This is a genomic window from Sphingosinicella sp., from assembly GCF_013911755.1.
Taxonomy (GTDB): Bacteria; Pseudomonadota; Alphaproteobacteria; order Sphingomonadales; family Sphingomonadaceae; genus Sphingosinicella.
Genome location: NZ_JACESP010000016.1, coordinates 80,576 through 95,708, shown reverse-complemented (window position 1 = coordinate 95,708; position 15,133 = coordinate 80,576). Strand labels below are relative to the sequence as shown.

The window sequence follows — 15,133 nt, the reverse complement described above, 5'->3', positions numbered from 1 at the left end:
GCAGAAAGGCTTCAAGGTGGACGACTTTTACGCCGCCCGCAGCAGGACTATCCCGCCGCTACCGTGGTCGAATATTGCTCCGCCGTTCTCACCCCAGCCTCGATCGATACACCCGGACCGGTGTCGGTTACACTCACGACCAGCATCTCGCAGTCCTCACGAGCATCAATAATGACCTCGCGGCGATCGGACGCCGACACAGCCTCGCAGGCATTGCGCAACAGGTTAATGACGACTTGCTGAAGCTGAATTCGGTCCGCCGTCACCGCGATGTTTCCCGGAACATGATTGATTATCCGGGTTTCCGGCAGGGTCGAAATTTGAACCAGACTCACGCATTCGGCTACCGCGGATTTTAAATCGAACACCGCTCGGACCGGCGCACGCCGCCTGGTCATATCGCGCAGAATCCTGATCGTCTCCGCACCGCGTTGGGACGCCTCCTCAATTCCCTGTATCGCTTGCTCGAAGAGCGCCGGATCCAGCGCTGCGGTGCCCGACTGCCTAAGACCGGCGGCGTAGTTGGAAATCGCGCTCAACGGTTGATTGAGTTCGTGTGCCAAAGTGGCTGCCATCGTGCCCATCGTATTGACACGCGTGATTTGGACCAGTTCGGATTGCAGCACGGCAAGCGCGTCGCTCGCCTCCCGCTGCAATGTGACATCATAACCTTCGCAGAAAAGTCCAGTGACTATGCCGTTCACGTCTTTTACCGGCTGATAGACGAAATCGGTGTAACGCGTTCTTATCGACCCGACGGTCGGATCGAAGAGCTGCATTGGCATGCTGATGCCCAAAAACGGCTCGCCGGTATGATAGACTTCGTCAAGAAGATCGATGATTCCCTGATCGACCAGTTCGGGCAACGCCTCGGCGACTGTCAGTCCCTCGAGTTTTTCACGGCCGACAAACTGCTTGTAACTAGCATTGGCGAACGAAAACCGGTGCTCGGGACCGTGCGACGTCGCGATAAAGCCGGGGGCATTCTCGTAGACTGCGCGAAGTTCGTTTCGCTGAAGCAGAAGTCGGTCGATGTGGCCGCCCAAATCGACCAACGCGAGACAGTTCTTCCGCAAGGTGCCATCTTGATCATGCACCGGGGTTAGGAAGGCTACAGCGAGGAACTCACTTCCGTCGGCACGGCGGCATGTCAACTCCCAAGCCCCCTCCCCACCGCCCACCATTGCGCGCCGTATCGACGAGAGCGAGCCGGGATCTACGGTATCGCGCAAGGCAACATCGATCTGCTCGCCCACAATCGCGCCGCGCGTGAAGCCGGTCAGCGTCAGAGCGGCGTCATTGGTGAAGATGATCGGCCCATCGGGCGCCGGACCGTCGGTAAAGAACAGTGCCATTTGCGTCGTTTTCGCCGCAACCGCGAAGCGATCTGGTTCATTCTGCAACTGCCCGGCACGTGCCTCGGAAGATTTCAGGGGCCTCTGTGGCATTCACCCGTCTCCTCTTTTTATTTCGTTGGCGAGAGAGCGTAGCGGAATGTAGCTGTTCTGCGAAGAAATTTGGCTCGCCGAAACTGGACGCTGGCGAGTTCAGATATCTATCGCAAAAAACAAGCTGGGAATTTGGCAGGTCCGCTGGCAGGAGTAAGCCTCTTCCTATGCCGCCACCGGTATCGTAAAACGAAACGTGGCTCCGCCCTCCACCCTGTTCTGCGCGGTCAGTTTGCCCCCATGAGCTTCGATGATCGTCCGGCTAATAGACAAGCCAATGCCGGCACGCTCCGGATCTGTCGATACAAAGGACTCAAAAAGCGTCCCGATCACTTCGGCGGCAATTCCGGGACCCGTATCATGAACCGAAATCTCGACATATTCATCTTCCTTCGCCGTGACTATTGTCAGTTCCCGCCGTGGTGATTGTGACATCGCATCACAAGCATTGCATATTAAGTTAATCAAGACCTGCTGGATTTGAACGGGGTCGCCAACTCCACGCAGAATGCCATCCATCACATAAGTCACGGTAGGGTTGTCTGGAGCACCCGCGAGGGCGATCGCGCAAGCCTTCCGGATTGTATCATCGAGGGCAAAGGGGATCGGCCGCGGCCTCCGGCTGGCCGATATCTTGTCGACCTCCCGGACGATTTGGCCAGTTTTCAAAGCGCATCTTTCCAGGCCGTCCAAGATTTGAGCCGTCGCCTGGCGATCGACTCGACCTCCCTTCAAGACGTTTCGCAAGGCCGATACATAGACAGCGATCGCGGCGAGTGGCTGGTTCAGTTCGTGGGCCAAAGTGGATCTCATCGCATCGATAGCACTCAGGCGAGACAGATGGATAAGCTCTGTTTGGAGAGCCTGAATCTGCTCTTGCGCCACCTTTTCGATGGTAATGTCCTGTTTCGTTCCGAAAATTCGAGCCGCTTTGCCGGCTATTTGCTCGACATCGCCTGTGATTCTGATCCAACGCGCGTTACCCTTATGCGTGCGGATCGCCACATCGACCGTAAATGTCGAGCATTGGTCGATGGCCTGAGCGCGCAGTCTTTCCATCTCCCGGCGTGAATTTGGTTCATAATAACAAAGTATGTTTTCACGACATACCAAAGACCCCCTCGGTAAGTCGAAGAGATCATAGACGGTGTCTGTCCATATCAGTGCTTCCGATGCAAGGTCGCACTCCCAAACTCCAATCCGGCCCAGCTCAGAGGTCCGCAAGTACACTTTTCTCAAAAATTCGACCGACCGACTATCGAGGGTGTGGGGTGCATTCTCGTGAAGCAAATCGCTCTGGGCCGGTTGCATCTGTCCCCTTTAGCAGACTTTAAGGTCATCAGCGACCCCCATGGGCACGGTTCTCAAGGTCGCAGCGCCCGCCGGTGTTGCCGACGAAGTTGCGGGCCGCGCCTATGATATCGCGGGGATCATCACCGACGATTGGCTGATTGCAGACACGCCGGTCGCTGAAGCCGACTATTATGTCTGCGGACCGCGTCCGTTCCTGCGCCACGCCCTGTCGGCCTTGTCGCTCGCGGCGTGCCCTCAGGACGCGTCTATTATGCGTTTTTCGGCTTCGCCGACGAACCGCTCGCGGCCTGACTCAAGACAACCCGGAAGGCGTTTGTTTAAGGGCTTCAAACAGTTCTTTCTGGTCACGAATGCGCGGCCGCAGCATTCGTGACCAGCGATTCATCACCATACGAAGTGGCCTTCTCTCCGTGCGCTTTTTCCGTCCTATCCTTACAGGTGCCGATTTTCGTGGCCGCGCCATTGCAAGCTTCGGCGCGGCGATCGGTATCCTGCTCACCATTCTCATCTGCTCGGCCCTTCCCTACACGAGGTCCGACCTCCCCTTCATCGTCGCGCCGCTCGGCGCATCGGCCGTGCTCGTCTTCGCGGTGCCCAGCAGTCCGATGGCGCAGCCCTGGCCCGCCGTCGGCGGCAATATCATTTCTTCGCTGGTCGGCGTCGCCGTGTTCCGGGCGATCCCCGACCTCGTGCTTGCGGCAGGGGTTGCGGTCGGCGCGGCGATCCTCGTCATGTCACTTCTCAGGTGTCTGCATCCCCCAGGGGGTGCATCCGCGCTTACTGCCGTCATTGGCAGCCACGCGGTGCACATGTCCGGCTACGAGTTTGCCTTCATGCCCGTCGGCATCAATTCCATCGCGCTCGTCGGGATTGCCATGCTGTTCCACCGTATGAGCGGCCACAGCTACCCGCATCAGCCGGCGGCACCGGTCCGCGTCCAGAACGGTGTGAAACTGCAGGATATCGATGCCGCCCTCGAGGACATGCACGAAAGCTTCGATATCAGCCGCGAGGATTTGGAAGCCCTCTTCTCATACGCAGAGCACCACGCGGAAAAGCGGCACGCCGGCTGACAATCAAGCCATTGTCTCTCTCTTTTTTGGAATGTCTGGTACGGCTTCTGACGGCGGTCGAGCAGCGCGACGACCCCTCAATTCGCGGCAAGCCCGTCGCTGCTGTCAAGCGGTGACGTGACAACGGGCTCTGCCTCATGCGACAGACTTTGCCGTCCGCGACCATGAGAAAAAGCGCATGAATGCTGTTCATGATCAGCCTTCACAAACCCAGGCCCGACGATCATCGAGGACAATCCCTTCGGCGTTTTATTCTCGCGCAGGTCGCTGCCAAACGCGGACTTGCCACGCCGAGGCTCCTGAAACTTTATCGAAGCGGGCGCGTCTAAAACAGGTCGAGGAACCGCGAGTTCCGGCTCTTCCACTCTTCGAGCGCACGAAGAAAATCCTCGGCCTCCGCCCGGTCACAGCCACGCGGACAGCGTATTATCGTGCCAATACCATCTTCAACAATCAAGTCTGGCGCAATTTTATGCACGCGACAACGAGGAATGCTCTCGCTTCTCGGAGTTCTACTAAGCATATGCAACTTCCCCTGACTGCATATTACATCATTTCGGCACCGTTTCTAGACGCAGAAGGAAAATCGCGGCGGGTCGTGGGGCCTCTTGCTATCGTTCCCGTTTCGTTCTCATAATCCCCGCATGAGACGAATCGGACGAAACGAGCTGCAAACATCGATCAGTGTGAGCCTGAAAACGGCCTCGAAGGTCGATGTGCGGAAATACAAATCGAAGCTGCCGCACGAGTCCGACGAAGGCGCCAGCGCGCTTGCGGGGCGTATCTGCGACCTGATCGACAACAGCGGAACGATGGTCATTGCGGCCGACATGGTGGACGCCTCACCGCACGGTAAAAACCCAGGCAAGTTCGGCGTGACGGAACCGGACCCGTGCGCGTGACATGCCGCCCCGCGATCTGGCGAACCCCATCCGCGACCTGTTTGACGCCGCCGTCCGCCACTACGCCGTCAAGCTCACCTGCCGCCGCTGCCGTCATCAGCGCATCTTTGATCCGCACGCCCTCTGGTATCACTTCCACAGACGTGGCCGTCCCGACTGGCTGCCCGATGTCCGCGAGAAGTGCCGCTGTACGTCCTGCGGGGCACGGCGGCCGACGCTGGACCTTGTCCATGAGGAGCCCACCGACGAGACCCTGCCGATGCCGAGCGAGATCGAGTGGAAAAAGGAATTGCGGCGGCGGCGCTGAAGGGGACCCGACATGATGGCACAGGCCCGCACACGGGCGCCGGCAAGAGCACGCAGATTGTCCTCTGGCGGAACGGAGCGGCGATGCAGCTGCGCTGCAAGTGGGGCCTGAAGCCTGCCGAGATGTACGGGAATCCCGTCCACCTGATGCGCTCGGAAGGCCGCACGATCACGAATCCCTGCCTCATCATCGCGTCGGACTTCACGATCGATGCCGGCAAGGGATCGCGCAGGAAGCGCTACACGGCCACGCTCATCACCGACGAGCCGTTCTTTTGCTTCGCAGGCGTATGGCGTCCGACGGAGGACGGATGGCCCGAAGCCTTCGCCGCGCTCACCGTGGAAGCGAACCTCGACATCGCGCCCTTCAAGGACCGCCACATGGCCGTCGTGCGTCCCGACGACTGGCAGGACTGGCTGACGCAGCAAAGGCCCGTGGCGGAGCTTCTGAGGCCATTTCCGAAGGGGAGTTTCGAGATCAGCGATCCGGCGAAGGGCGGCGCAGTGGTCCGTGGTCTACTTTAGCGCTGCAAGCTGCTCGCGAATCCTTTTTCGTTGGAAGTCAGCGTAGCGTTCGTCCTTCGAGCGGATATCCCCATCGTCGGCCCAGTGGCTAAGCGTTTGCCAGCCCCTCTTTTCTGCTTGGTCGAGCGCAATCGGCTCGGGAATGGCGACATCGAGTTCCTGCATCGTCAGATCGCCGCCTTCAGCGACGCGCTCAAGCAACACTACGAGGAAATCTCGGCTCGCTGTCATGTTCCACATCATGCCAGCAAGACGCTTGGACGCAAGACGTGTCATTGCCGCACTCACGCGTCGTGATAGGCTCACCAGATGTGCAACCTCTACACCGTCAACGTGAGCGCAGCCGATATCGCCGACGCGTTCAAGGCGCGGATGCCGACTGCCTTCAATGCGGCGCAGGGCGACGTGTATCCCGGCGCTCCCGGCATGGTGGTGCGCGAGGCCGATGGTGCGCGCGTGGTGCAGGCAATGACGTGGGGCTTCCCGCTCCCGCAAAAGAGCAAGAAAACCGGCCTGCCGATCAAGCCCAAGCCGGTGAACAACATTGCGGACCTCAGCAGCTTCATGTGGAGACACATAGCCCCGCGTCCCGAGCACCGCTGCCTGATCCCGCTCACCGGCTTTGCCGAGGCCGAAGGCGAGGCAGGCTCCAAGACACGGACTTGGTTTCGGGTGAAGGGCGAGCCCGTGTTCGCGTGGGCCGGCATGTGGAAGGAAAGCGATGAATGGGGCGCCGTCTATTCGGGGCTGATGACGGATTGCAACGCGGTCGTCGAGCCCGTGCATCATCGGATGCCGGTTCTCTTGCTACCCGACGAGTGGGACCGCTGGCTTCACGGGTCGCTCGACGACGTGCAGGCGTTTCAGGACCGATACTTCCCGCCTGAACTTACCGAAATCGAGCGGACGGCGGAGCCTTGGATACGGCGAACCCATCCCGTATCGCAGGCCTAGACAGTGCACATGGACATTGGCCATTGGTGCGCATTCGCTCACTCATGTGGATCACCGCACCTCAGCGCTGCGCCCACCCAGATTGCCGGGCTCGGCTTTCTGCCTCTGCATCGAAGGCTTCGCCAACCATGATGGCATCGACATAGGCCATATTGGCTGCGTTGGCGCTTCCCGCCATGCGGTATGCGCCGTCGGCCTGCGCCTCATGCGCGAAGAGCGCGCGAACGGCCCAGACCTCCCTCTCGCGGCAAGCGACACCGGAGACGGAAGGTGCATCGAAGCTACGACAGATATTGCCGCTTGCGTCCCGAAAGGTCAGGTGGACTTGAACTGGCGCCTGCGAACCCGCACTCGCAAGCTGGGTATCGAGGGCGTTCGTGATCGCCGCGCTCGCCACCAGGCGATTGTCCTCCAACGCGGTGGGCGCCTCTCGCGACGTCAGCATATAGCCCCCAAACAAACCGGCAACGAGTGCAGCCGCCACGGCAGCCCACTGGGGCAGGCCGAAGCCTTGTCGCGGCGCAGACGCCGCGCGTGCCGCGCCAAGGCTGGCGACATTGGCGCTACCGGGTAGCGCAGCGATGCCTGCGGGCACCGCCGCGCTCGCAACGGGATCAAAAGCAGCGCCGAGCAGCGCGCGCAGCCGGCGCTGAGCCTCCAGCCTGGCGGACAGCGCCGGGTCGGCAGCGACCTCCGCCGCGACGCGCCTCACCTCTTCCGCCGGCAATTCTCCATCCAGATAGGCGTAGAGGCTCTCGTCATCGATCATCGCTTCATCCTTCCCCGACCAGCGCAAGCAGCGCGTTGCGGCCACGTACCAACCGGCTCGACAATGTGCCGACCGGGATATCAAGAACCTCGGCGGCCTCGCGGTAGCCCAGCCCCTCGATCAGCACGAGCGCGACGGCCTCGCGCTGTTCATCGGGCAATCCGGACATCCCCGCCATAAGCCGACGAAGGTCTATCCCTGCTTCGATCCCCGGCCGGGGATCATGTCCCACCCGCTCCCCGGCTTCAGCGGGCAGCGTGCGGGCCCTTTCCCGGTTTCGCGCGCGTGCCGTGTCGATCCAGGCGTTGCGCGCGATGCGATAGAGCCAGGAATCGAGGCGCGTGCCGGGTTGCCATTGCTCTCGCGCCTTCAATGCGCGCTCGACGGCGATTTGCGTCAGGTCATCGGCATCGGCGGAGCAGCGCGACAGGCCATGTGCGAACCGCCGCAGCCGGGGCAGCATTGTGGTCAGGCCTTCCTCGAACGCTTCCAAGCCTTTTCCTTTCGCCTTCGTGGATGAAACGTCCGCCGCACATCGTTTCATCCACGGGCGATAAAATTTATAAGGAACGACCATGAAACGGCAAACCACGGCAATGATCATGGCAGCGGCGCTGGTTTGCGGCGCGGCGCAGGCACAGCTGCTTCCTGGCGCGGTGGGCAGTTTGCCCGGCCAGGTCGTGGGCGCCGTGCTTTCGCCGCTGCAGGGCGCGCCGCAGGCCGCTCTCGGCGTCGTCGACACGCTCGGCGTGCGGACCGTGGGTGCGCTGGACCGCGTATCGCTGCGCGACATGCGCCGCGCGCGGCTGCAGGCGCTGATCCGTGCCAATCGTGATGTGCTGGAAGCGGATGCCGATGGAAATCCGGTACGCCGCGGCGAAATCATCGCGATCGACGCATCGCCTGCGCTGCTCGACCAGGTGCGGACGGCCGGATTCCCCGTGCTGCGCGAAATCAGCATCGCGGGCCTTGGCATCCGCTTACATGTCCTCGGCCTGCCCAAGGGAGATACGGTGCGGAAGGGGCTGAAGCGCCTCGGCAAGATCGCACCCGCCGGACAGTTCGAGATGAATCACGTGTTCGAGCCCGCCGGCGGCGCGCTTATGGCCGTCAGCGCCGCGATGGCCGCATCCTCGGCAACGGCAGATCGTCCTATCGGCATGATCGACGGCGGCGTGGCAGCACACCCATCGCTCTCCGCTGCGCGTATCAAACAGCGCGGCTTCGTCGGTGGCGGCCCGCAGGCAAGCGGCCACGGCACGGCGATTGCCTCGCTCCTCGTCGGCGAGGACGGCGCGTTCCGGGGTGCGGCCGTCGGCCGGACGCTTCTGGCAGCGGACGTTTATGGCGGCAAACCGGCGGCAGGCTCCGCCGAGGCGATCGTGCGGGCGCTTGGCTGGCTCGCGGAGAGCGGCGCCGAGGTCGTCAACATCAGCCTTGTCGGCCCGCCTAACCGCCTGCTGGCGCGTGCCGTTGAAACGACCCGGGATCGCGGCGTGGCCATCATCGCTGCCGTTGGCAACGATGGCCCTGCCGCGCCGCCGCTGTATCCGGCCTCCTATCCCGGCGTGATCGCGGTCACGGGCGTCGATGCGCGGAACCGGGCACTTGTCGAGGCCGGCCGTGCTGAGCATCTCGATTTCGCCGCGCCCGGCGCCGACATGGTGGCGGCGCTTCCCGGCGACGGTTACGCGAATGTGCGCGGCACATCCTTCGCCGCACCGCTCGTTGCGGCGCGCTTCGCGGCCGCGGAAGGCGCCCCCGGCGTGCGCGAGAAAGCCGTCAGCGCCGAGGCCGTGCCCGGGCGCGGCAAGGTCGGACGGGGCATTGTGTGCCAGCCGTGCCGCAACGCGCCGGAGACCGTTCTCGCAAAAAAATGAAGCGGCGCGGGATGAACCACAACGCCGCATCGTTCTCCTTCTGACGGGCCAGTCATCGGCCCCGACCATGAAGGAGAAGACTCATGAAACGGATCATCATCACGGCCTTTGCCGTTGCTGCGATTTCGACGCCAGCCCATGCCCAGCTTCTCGGCAATGTCGGCGGGACGCTGAACGGTGCGCTCGGCGGCGCCGGATCGCTTGGAGGCTCCCTGGGCCCGGTCGGCTCGGCTACGCAGAGCGTCACCGGGTCGCTGACGGGTTCGGGCAGCGCTGAAACCAGCCGTTCTGTCGACGCACGTTCGGGTTCCGCGAGCGCGAACGCCGGCCTTGCCGGCACCGTCGCCGGAACGGTGGCGAGCGCAACCTCCGCCGCCGGCCCCGCTGGTACGCTCGTTGATGGAAACGGCGCGCTTTCGGCAAGCCAGAGCATCGATCGCAGCGTCGGCGTTGCAGTTCAGGGCGTCGGCACCGATGCTGCACGGAGCCTCGCGGGCGAGGTCACCGCCGCGGCCAAAGGCACGGCGCAAACTGCAGCGGATACTGCCCGTTCGGCTCAGGTCAGCGGCAACGGCAGCGCTGAAGGATCGGCCACAGGCGCCCTTGCCGCAGTCCGGAATCCTGAACCGGAATCCAACCAAAACTAAGCATTCGTACACGTAGCTTAGCTTCGTCCCGGTCTTCCCCAAGGGAAGGCCGGGATCTCTCGGACATAAGGCACGATTCTCGATCCAAAGCGCAATGCCATGGTCGAGGCGTACAGCTGGATGGAGCCCGCACATTCGCGCCCCGAATTTGCGGCCATGGCATGCTGAGCGCTGCGGGAAAGCAGATCGACGTGGGGTGCGCACACATGGACATCGGGGACGGCAAAGTCCCCGACACGCTCTGCCTGCAGCCAATGGCGCAGCGAGAGATGTTCGGACTGCTTTACTTCGAGCCGCGGACGGAGACGGTCGAGGCCGCGGTTCAGAGCACCTGTCTTCTGATGCTCGCCGAAAACATCGGTCTCGCGCTCGTGGCCGGACGCAGAGCAGCCTGACCTCGGTCCATCCAGACCTTGTCTTCTTCCCTATTATGCGGCTGGAGCGACAGCAGCTCTACAGCCTCTGGTACAGTTGCCGATCAGCCGACAAAAGGCGGCGCATACCGCGGCCAAGCTCCCAGTGACTTGTTCCTGCAACAGAGCAACGATACCTTGCGTGCTGCGGGGGCTGACCAGAAGGTGTGTCATGAACCTTGCCTCGTCGCCGTCATCCGCCAGCTTCCACGAAGCGCTCGTTATTGACGCCGCGCGCTGCTGGCGGGAGGCCCGCGACGGTGATTGCCCGCCCCTGCCGACCTTGTTCTCCCGTCTGGAACGACGGCGCGTCGGCGTTCTCGCGCCATCGCTGAACGCCCTGTTTGCGGTTCATGAAGCCTGGTCCGGACGTCGCTTTCGAGCCGCCGCGAGCGAATCTGCGGGTTTGACCGAGGACGAGCAGCACCTTCTCGATCTCCTGCACGGCGACGCAAGTGCCGTGCCGGATGCCGCGAAACGCCCGGGGCTTTCCGATCCGCTACGGATCGCCCTGAGGTCGACCCGCATCATGCTCAGCGGCGTGCTGAGATCGGAAAACCCGGACGAATTGCAGTGATGACGTTTTCGGCACCAATGCCGTTGTCGTCCGAAGTCGCTGCGGATCTATGCGCGGGGCTTACGCCGCGCGGCGCGTTTCCGGGCCACGGGGATCGTCAACAAGCCGCTCGAGCTCCTGGATGATGACATTAAGGTTCATGGGTTTTTTGATGATCATGGAGTCCCTGTAGCGATCGTCAGACGGCGCGGTCTCGTATCCCGAACAGAAGAGAAACGGCACCTCACGCGCTCTTAGAAGATCTGCAACCGGATAGACGAACTGTCCGTTGAGATTAATATCGAGAATGGCCGCATGGGGCGGGTCTTCCTGTCCAAGGAGCGCGAAAGCCTCTTCCAACGTGCCCGCCGGACCCATGATGTCCCAGCCTTCGTCCCTCAGCGCGCGGGACAGCTCCATACCCACCAGAAGCTCGTCCTCTACAATCATCACGCGGCCTTTGATTGCGCTTGGCACGACTGACTCTTCCCCGAGTTTCGTGCTGGGTTCCGGGCTCCGCAGACGGAAATTCGCAGGCGAGAGCGTGGCGGTCACCTTCAATCCCGTCGGAAGCCACTGGCATTCGATTTCCCCGCCCATTTGACGTGCCACCGTATCCATAAGCGTCGAACCGAAACCGTGCGATGTTGGCGGCGCTACAGCGCGCAGTCCACTTTCTGCCCAGTTCAGTTTCAGCTTCCCATCGGCCTCGCTTGCCCAGGACACATCGACAGATCCTCCCGGCGTCGAGAGCGCGCCATGTTTCGTCGCGTTTGTCGCCAATTCATGGAGAAGCAAGCTGATGGGCTGGACGGCATTGGGAGAAAGCGCGACCTGCGGTCCATGCGCGCGCACCTGCCCCGGCTTGCAATAGGCAGCGGTCTCGTCCGTGATGATTCTTTCAAGATCTCCACCCTGCCATCGGTTCTCGGCAAGCAGACTATGCGCACGTCCGAGCGCGGCTACACGTCCGCGCACCGCCGCGATAAAGTCCTCTTTCGTCGGAGCCGTGGTCAAAGAAACAAGCGCCTGGACAACTGCGAGAGCGTTCTTCGCGCGGTGGTCAACCTCACGCGCCAGCAGCAACCGGGCCTCTTCGTTCGCCAGGCGCTCCGTGATATCTCTCAATATGACGGTGGCGAGCCGTTCTCCGCCGATATCGACCTGAGATATCGAGGCTTCGATCGGAAACTCGGTTCCGTCGGCCCGCAGGCCGCTGATCGCTCCGAGGGCGCCCATGCGGCGACCGGTGACCCCGGTGTTGCGAAATCGCCGGATATGTTCCTCATGTGTACCCCGAAACCGTTCGGGTATAAATCGTGAAATCGGTTCGCCCAGTGCCTCCGCCGTGGACACGCCGAACATCTGTTCGGCAGAAGGATTAAACAAAACAATACGATGCTCTTCATTGATCGTAATGATTGCATCCATTGCGCTCGCAACTACACCTTCGAGCCGGCGCTTCGAATCATCACTTTCGGCTACCGTGTTTTCGTTCATATCGGCGCGCCTTCGGTATTTAGCCTTGATAACGAAAGACTAGCACCTCGCCCGGTTAATTCTACTGCCTTTTCATCCCTTGGTAATCGCCGTAGCGTAGACATACGGTTGTAAAGCGAGGTGAGTGTTGCTTAGCGTCTATACATGCCTGACACAGGAGCATGACATTCGGCTCGTCGGACTGGCGGCCGGGATATGCTTTCTATCGTCCCTGACGGGGTTCACGCTGGCGCATCAGGTGCGCGGCGTGGCGCCGCAGAAGCAGGCCGCCTGGCTGTTGCTGTTGGCCTTTGTCAGCGGCGCTGGAATCTGGGCCACGCATTTCATCGCCATGCTCGCCTATCAGCCGCACCTGCCGACGCGCTATGCGCCAGGGACAACGCTTCTGTCCGTCTTGCTTTCCGTCGCCGGAGCAGGCCTTGCCTGGAAGGTCGCGCTGAATAGCGGTCGGTATGCGGGACTTCTCTCCGGCTGCACCTTAGCCGTGGGGATAAGCGCCATGCATTTCACCGGCATGGCCGCCTTTCGGACGACGGGCCAACTGCAATATTCCTTTTCAGAAGTCGGCCTGACACTCTCCGCAGGCCTGGTTTGTGCGGTAGCGGCCACGTATCTGTTTGTAACCACAAAGCGCAGCCGGTTCATATCTGCGGTCGTCCTGACACTCGCGATTTGCGTCATCCACTTCGGATCCATGGCGGCGGTCACGATCATCCCGGACGCCGAAATCGCGATCCCTCCAAGCGCGATAGACACGGCTGCACTCACGGTGATCATCGGAAGTCTCTCGGTCGCCGTGCTCGGCATCACCTTCGCCGTGGCGGCGATGGAAGCGCGGCTCCGGCGCCATGCGGCCGAAGAGGCCGAGCGTCTGAAGCACTTCGCTCAAAGCGCGCTCGAGGGGCTTGCTATCCTGGAAGGCGATCGGATTATCGACGCGAACGAGACGTTTTGGCACTTGGTGGGCTACGACGTCTCCCAAAATTCCGGCCAGCTCCATCTTCTCGATTTTCTGCCGCGCCGACCCGAAGAGCGAGAGAATCCTATAATTTCGGCGTTTCAGGAGCAGAGACTTCGCAACGCGGCAGGAGGCATGATCGACGTCGAGACAGCGATCCGGACGGCAACCGTCGGCGGCATTCATCGCGAAATGCTGGTGGTTCGCGACATCACCGAAAGGAAGGCGGCGGCCGCGCGCATTGCGCACCTCGCCTCGCACGATCCGCTCACCGGCGTGGCCAATCGCCTGTCTCTGGGCCGCTTGCTTGCACAATCAGTGACCGACGCGTCGGTCGAAAAGCCTTTCGCGCTGCTCTGCCTCGATCTGGACAGGTTCAAGGCCATAAATGACATGCACGGCCATCCCGCAGGCGATGCGGTGCTCATCGAGGTTGGGCGGCGGATTCAGTCCTGTCTCGACGAAGGCGATCTCGTTGCCCGGCTCGGCGGCGACGAGTTTGCGGTGTTGCATCATACCGACGCACATCCGCATGGTGCGGCCGTGCTCGCCGAACGTATCATCGATCTGGTGTCGCAGCCGATCGTCTTTGAGGGCCTGTCCCTCCATGTCGGGACGAGCATAGGGATTGCACTTTATCCCTCCAATGCGACGTCGGCGGAGGACTTGCACAAGAAAGCCGACCTGGCGCTTTACCGCGCGAAGACCGAAGGCCGCGGAGTCCTGCGATTCTTCGATGAAGCCATGGACCGTCAGCTCAGCAAGCGGCACAGCATGGAGCATGATCTGCGCATGGCCGCGAGCCGCGGCGAGCTCCACCTCCTCTATCAACCGCTGGCCTGCCTTGAGACGGGCGGCATCATCGGTTTCGAAACGCTGCTGCGCTGGACGCATCCCGTTCATGGGCCTGTATCGCCCGCCGAGTTCGTGCCGCTCGCCGAGGAAACCGGGGTTATCACGGCCATCGGCGAATGGGTTCTCCGTGAGGCCTGCCAGGAGGCCGCGCGCTGGAAACAGCCACTCAAGATCGCTGTCAATCTTTCGCCTGCACAGTTTGGAACCGATCAGATCGTCGACATCGTCAAGCAGGTTCTCGGCGAGACGCGCCTCGATCCCGGCCGGCTTGATCTGGAGATCACGGAAGGTCTCCTGATCAAGAACCCGGAGCGGGCACTGCCGATGCTCAATCAGCTGCGTTCCCTCGGCGTTCGCATCGTCATGGACGATTTCGGAACAGGCTACTCATCGCTGAGCTATTTTCGAACGTTTCCGTTCGATAAGGTCAAGATCGATCAGACCTTCGTCCGCGATCTCACCGAGAGCCGGGAAGCACTTGCGATCGTCAAGGCCATCATCGGGCTCGGCAAGGGCCTTGGCCTTTCGATCATCGCGGAAGGCGTCGAGACGGTCGAGCAGATGGAATTGTTGCTCGCCGAAGGATGCCATAAAATACAGGGCTACCTGGTCAGTCCGCCACAGCCCATCGCGCATTTTGGATGGCTGGTGGTTGATCCCCTCAGCAGTGGTCATCCCTGCCACGGACAATGCGATGCCTGCTTCGAGCGTTTGCGGGCTCCGACCGGTTTGCGCAGCCCCCGCGGCGACATCATGCGTTTGTCCACCTCGCGCATGTAGCCGACCGCGGTCACGTCGTGGGATTAATTCCCTGTTTACCGTGCCAGACCATGATGACGCGAGGGCCCGTTGCGTTCATGCCCATCTTCAGGTCAGGCGGGCGCCCCCCGTTCGCTCTGACACCTTAGCGCAAGGCAGGACATTCCCCCGTTCTGCCTTGCGCCAAATTCCACAACGCCCGCGCATCGTCGTCTCGACGATTGGGGTAGATCGTAGTCCCTTGGCTCGGTGATATGCCGCGCGCAAGGCCAGC

General features: G+C 61.7%; 16 protein-coding genes and 1 pseudogene. 11 read left to right on the top strand and 6 right to left on the bottom strand.

Annotated elements, in window-relative coordinates; translation table 11 throughout:
• Positions 1–47: 47 nt before the first annotated feature.
• A complete protein-coding gene (locus H2052_RS12210; RefSeq protein WP_293782014.1) occupies positions 48–1,448 on the bottom strand; it encodes a PAS domain-containing protein in 1,401 nt (466 codons plus the stop codon).
• Positions 1,449–1,613: 165 nt separating this feature from the next.
• Positions 1,614–2,759, bottom strand: a complete 1,146-nt coding sequence (locus H2052_RS12205) for an ATP-binding protein (protein ID WP_293782012.1) — start codon at positions 2,757–2,759, stop codon at positions 1,614–1,616.
• Between the two features lie 82 nt (positions 2,760–2,841).
• Between H2052_RS12205 and H2052_RS12200 the strand changes: the two are divergent.
• The 5 genes and pseudogenes from H2052_RS12200 to H2052_RS12180 form a co-directional block, all read left to right on the top strand.
• Positions 2,842–3,053 (top strand): annotated as a pseudogene (locus tag H2052_RS12200) (nitric oxide dioxygenase); the annotation flags it as partial.
• Between the two features lie 119 nt (positions 3,054–3,172).
• On the top strand, positions 3,173–3,835 hold the full coding sequence (locus H2052_RS12195; RefSeq protein ID WP_293782010.1) for an HPP family protein: 663 nt from the start codon (positions 3,173–3,175) through the stop codon (positions 3,833–3,835).
• Between the two features lie 686 nt (positions 3,836–4,521).
• On the top strand, positions 4,522–4,737 hold the full coding sequence (locus H2052_RS12190; protein WP_293782008.1) for a hypothetical protein: 216 nt from the start codon (positions 4,522–4,524) through the stop codon (positions 4,735–4,737).
• Position 4,738: 1 nt separating this feature from the next.
• Entirely contained in the window at positions 4,739–5,044 is a 306-nt protein-coding gene (locus tag H2052_RS12185) for a hypothetical protein (RefSeq protein WP_293782006.1), read from the top strand.
• On the top strand, positions 5,014–5,568 hold the full coding sequence (locus H2052_RS12180) for an SOS response-associated peptidase family protein (RefSeq protein WP_293782004.1): 555 nt from the start codon (positions 5,014–5,016) through the stop codon (positions 5,566–5,568). The genes H2052_RS12185 and H2052_RS12180 overlap by 31 nt, the downstream gene beginning before the upstream one ends.
• On the opposite strand, the gene H2052_RS12175 is transcribed toward H2052_RS12180, so the two are convergent.
• Positions 5,560–5,844: a hypothetical protein gene (locus H2052_RS12175; RefSeq protein WP_293782002.1), complete on the bottom strand. Its 285-nt coding sequence runs from the start codon at positions 5,842–5,844 to the stop codon at positions 5,560–5,562. The two genes, H2052_RS12180 and H2052_RS12175, sit on opposite strands and share 9 nt — an antisense overlap.
• A gap of 33 nt (positions 5,845–5,877) precedes the next feature.
• Here H2052_RS12175 and H2052_RS12170 point away from each other — a divergent pair, with 33 nt between their 5' ends.
• Positions 5,878–6,522: an SOS response-associated peptidase family protein gene (locus H2052_RS12170; protein WP_293782000.1), complete on the top strand. Its 645-nt coding sequence runs from the start codon at positions 5,878–5,880 to the stop codon at positions 6,520–6,522.
• Positions 6,523–6,583: 61 nt separating this feature from the next.
• Here H2052_RS12170 and H2052_RS12165 read toward each other — a convergent pair whose 3' ends face one another.
• Complete coding sequence (locus tag H2052_RS12165) at positions 6,584–7,291, bottom strand: anti-sigma factor (protein WP_293781998.1); 708 nt, start codon at positions 7,289–7,291, stop codon at positions 6,584–6,586.
• 4 nt (positions 7,292–7,295) lie between these two features.
• Positions 7,296–7,835: an RNA polymerase sigma factor gene (locus H2052_RS12160; protein WP_293782016.1), complete on the bottom strand. Its 540-nt coding sequence runs from the start codon at positions 7,833–7,835 to the stop codon at positions 7,296–7,298.
• 31 nt (positions 7,836–7,866) lie between these two features.
• On the opposite strand from H2052_RS12160, the gene H2052_RS12155 reads away from it, so the two are divergent.
• The 4 genes from H2052_RS12155 (at position 7,867) to H2052_RS12140 (ending at position 10,808) form a co-directional block, all read left to right on the top strand.
• On the top strand, positions 7,867–9,171 hold the full coding sequence (locus tag H2052_RS12155) for a S8 family serine peptidase (protein ID WP_293781996.1): 1,305 nt from the start codon (positions 7,867–7,869) through the stop codon (positions 9,169–9,171).
• Between the two features lie 83 nt (positions 9,172–9,254).
• Positions 9,255–9,818, top strand: coding sequence for a hypothetical protein (locus tag H2052_RS12150; RefSeq protein ID WP_293781994.1), 564 nt, complete (start codon positions 9,255–9,257; stop codon positions 9,816–9,818).
• Positions 9,819–10,024: 206 nt separating this feature from the next.
• Positions 10,025–10,213, top strand: coding sequence for a hypothetical protein (locus H2052_RS12145; RefSeq protein WP_293781992.1), 189 nt, complete (start codon positions 10,025–10,027; stop codon positions 10,211–10,213).
• 190 nt (positions 10,214–10,403) lie between these two features.
• On the top strand, positions 10,404–10,808 hold the full coding sequence (locus H2052_RS12140; protein WP_293781990.1) for a hypothetical protein: 405 nt from the start codon (positions 10,404–10,406) through the stop codon (positions 10,806–10,808).
• A gap of 60 nt (positions 10,809–10,868) precedes the next feature.
• Here the strand turns inward: H2052_RS12140 and H2052_RS12135 are convergent, their stop codons facing one another.
• Complete coding sequence (locus H2052_RS12135; protein WP_293781988.1) at positions 10,869–12,287, bottom strand: HWE histidine kinase domain-containing protein; 1,419 nt, start codon at positions 12,285–12,287, stop codon at positions 10,869–10,871.
• Between the two features lie 124 nt (positions 12,288–12,411).
• On the opposite strand from H2052_RS12135, the gene H2052_RS12130 reads away from it, so the two are divergent.
• Positions 12,412–14,880: an EAL domain-containing protein gene (locus tag H2052_RS12130; RefSeq protein ID WP_293781986.1), complete on the top strand. Its 2,469-nt coding sequence runs from the start codon at positions 12,412–12,414 to the stop codon at positions 14,878–14,880.
• Positions 14,881–15,133 lie beyond the last annotated feature (253 nt).

Bases quoted from the DNA above. Each gene is read 5' to 3' on its own strand.
- H2052_RS12140 (WP_293781990.1), top strand. From the start codon at position 10,404: ATGAACCTTGCCTCGTCGCCGTCATCCGCCAGCTTCCACGAAGCGCTC.
- H2052_RS12170 (WP_293782000.1), top strand. From the start codon at position 5,878: ATGTGCAACCTCTACACCGTCAACGTGAGCGCAGCCGATATCGCCGAC.
- H2052_RS12185 (WP_293782006.1), top strand. From the start codon at position 4,739: ATGCCGCCCCGCGATCTGGCGAACCCCATCCGCGACCTGTTTGACGCC.
- H2052_RS12145 (WP_293781992.1), top strand. From the start codon at position 10,025: ATGGACATCGGGGACGGCAAAGTCCCCGACACGCTCTGCCTGCAGCCA.
- H2052_RS12165 (WP_293781998.1), bottom strand. From the start codon at position 7,291: ATGATCGATGACGAGAGCCTCTACGCCTATCTGGATGGAGAATTGCCG.
- H2052_RS12160 (WP_293782016.1), bottom strand. From the start codon at position 7,835: ATGAAACGATGTGCGGCGGACGTTTCATCCACGAAGGCGAAAGGAAAA.
- H2052_RS12175 (WP_293782002.1), bottom strand. From the start codon at position 5,844: ATGACACGTCTTGCGTCCAAGCGTCTTGCTGGCATGATGTGGAACATG.
- H2052_RS12205 (WP_293782012.1), bottom strand. From the start codon at position 2,759: ATGCAACCGGCCCAGAGCGATTTGCTTCACGAGAATGCACCCCACACC.
- H2052_RS12155 (WP_293781996.1), top strand. From the start codon at position 7,867: ATGAAACGGCAAACCACGGCAATGATCATGGCAGCGGCGCTGGTTTGC.
- H2052_RS12135 (WP_293781988.1), bottom strand. From the start codon at position 12,287: ATGAACGAAAACACGGTAGCCGAAAGTGATGATTCGAAGCGCCGGCTC.
- H2052_RS12210 (WP_293782014.1), bottom strand. From the start codon at position 1,448: ATGCCACAGAGGCCCCTGAAATCTTCCGAGGCACGTGCCGGGCAGTTG.
- H2052_RS12150 (WP_293781994.1), top strand. From the start codon at position 9,255: ATGAAACGGATCATCATCACGGCCTTTGCCGTTGCTGCGATTTCGACG.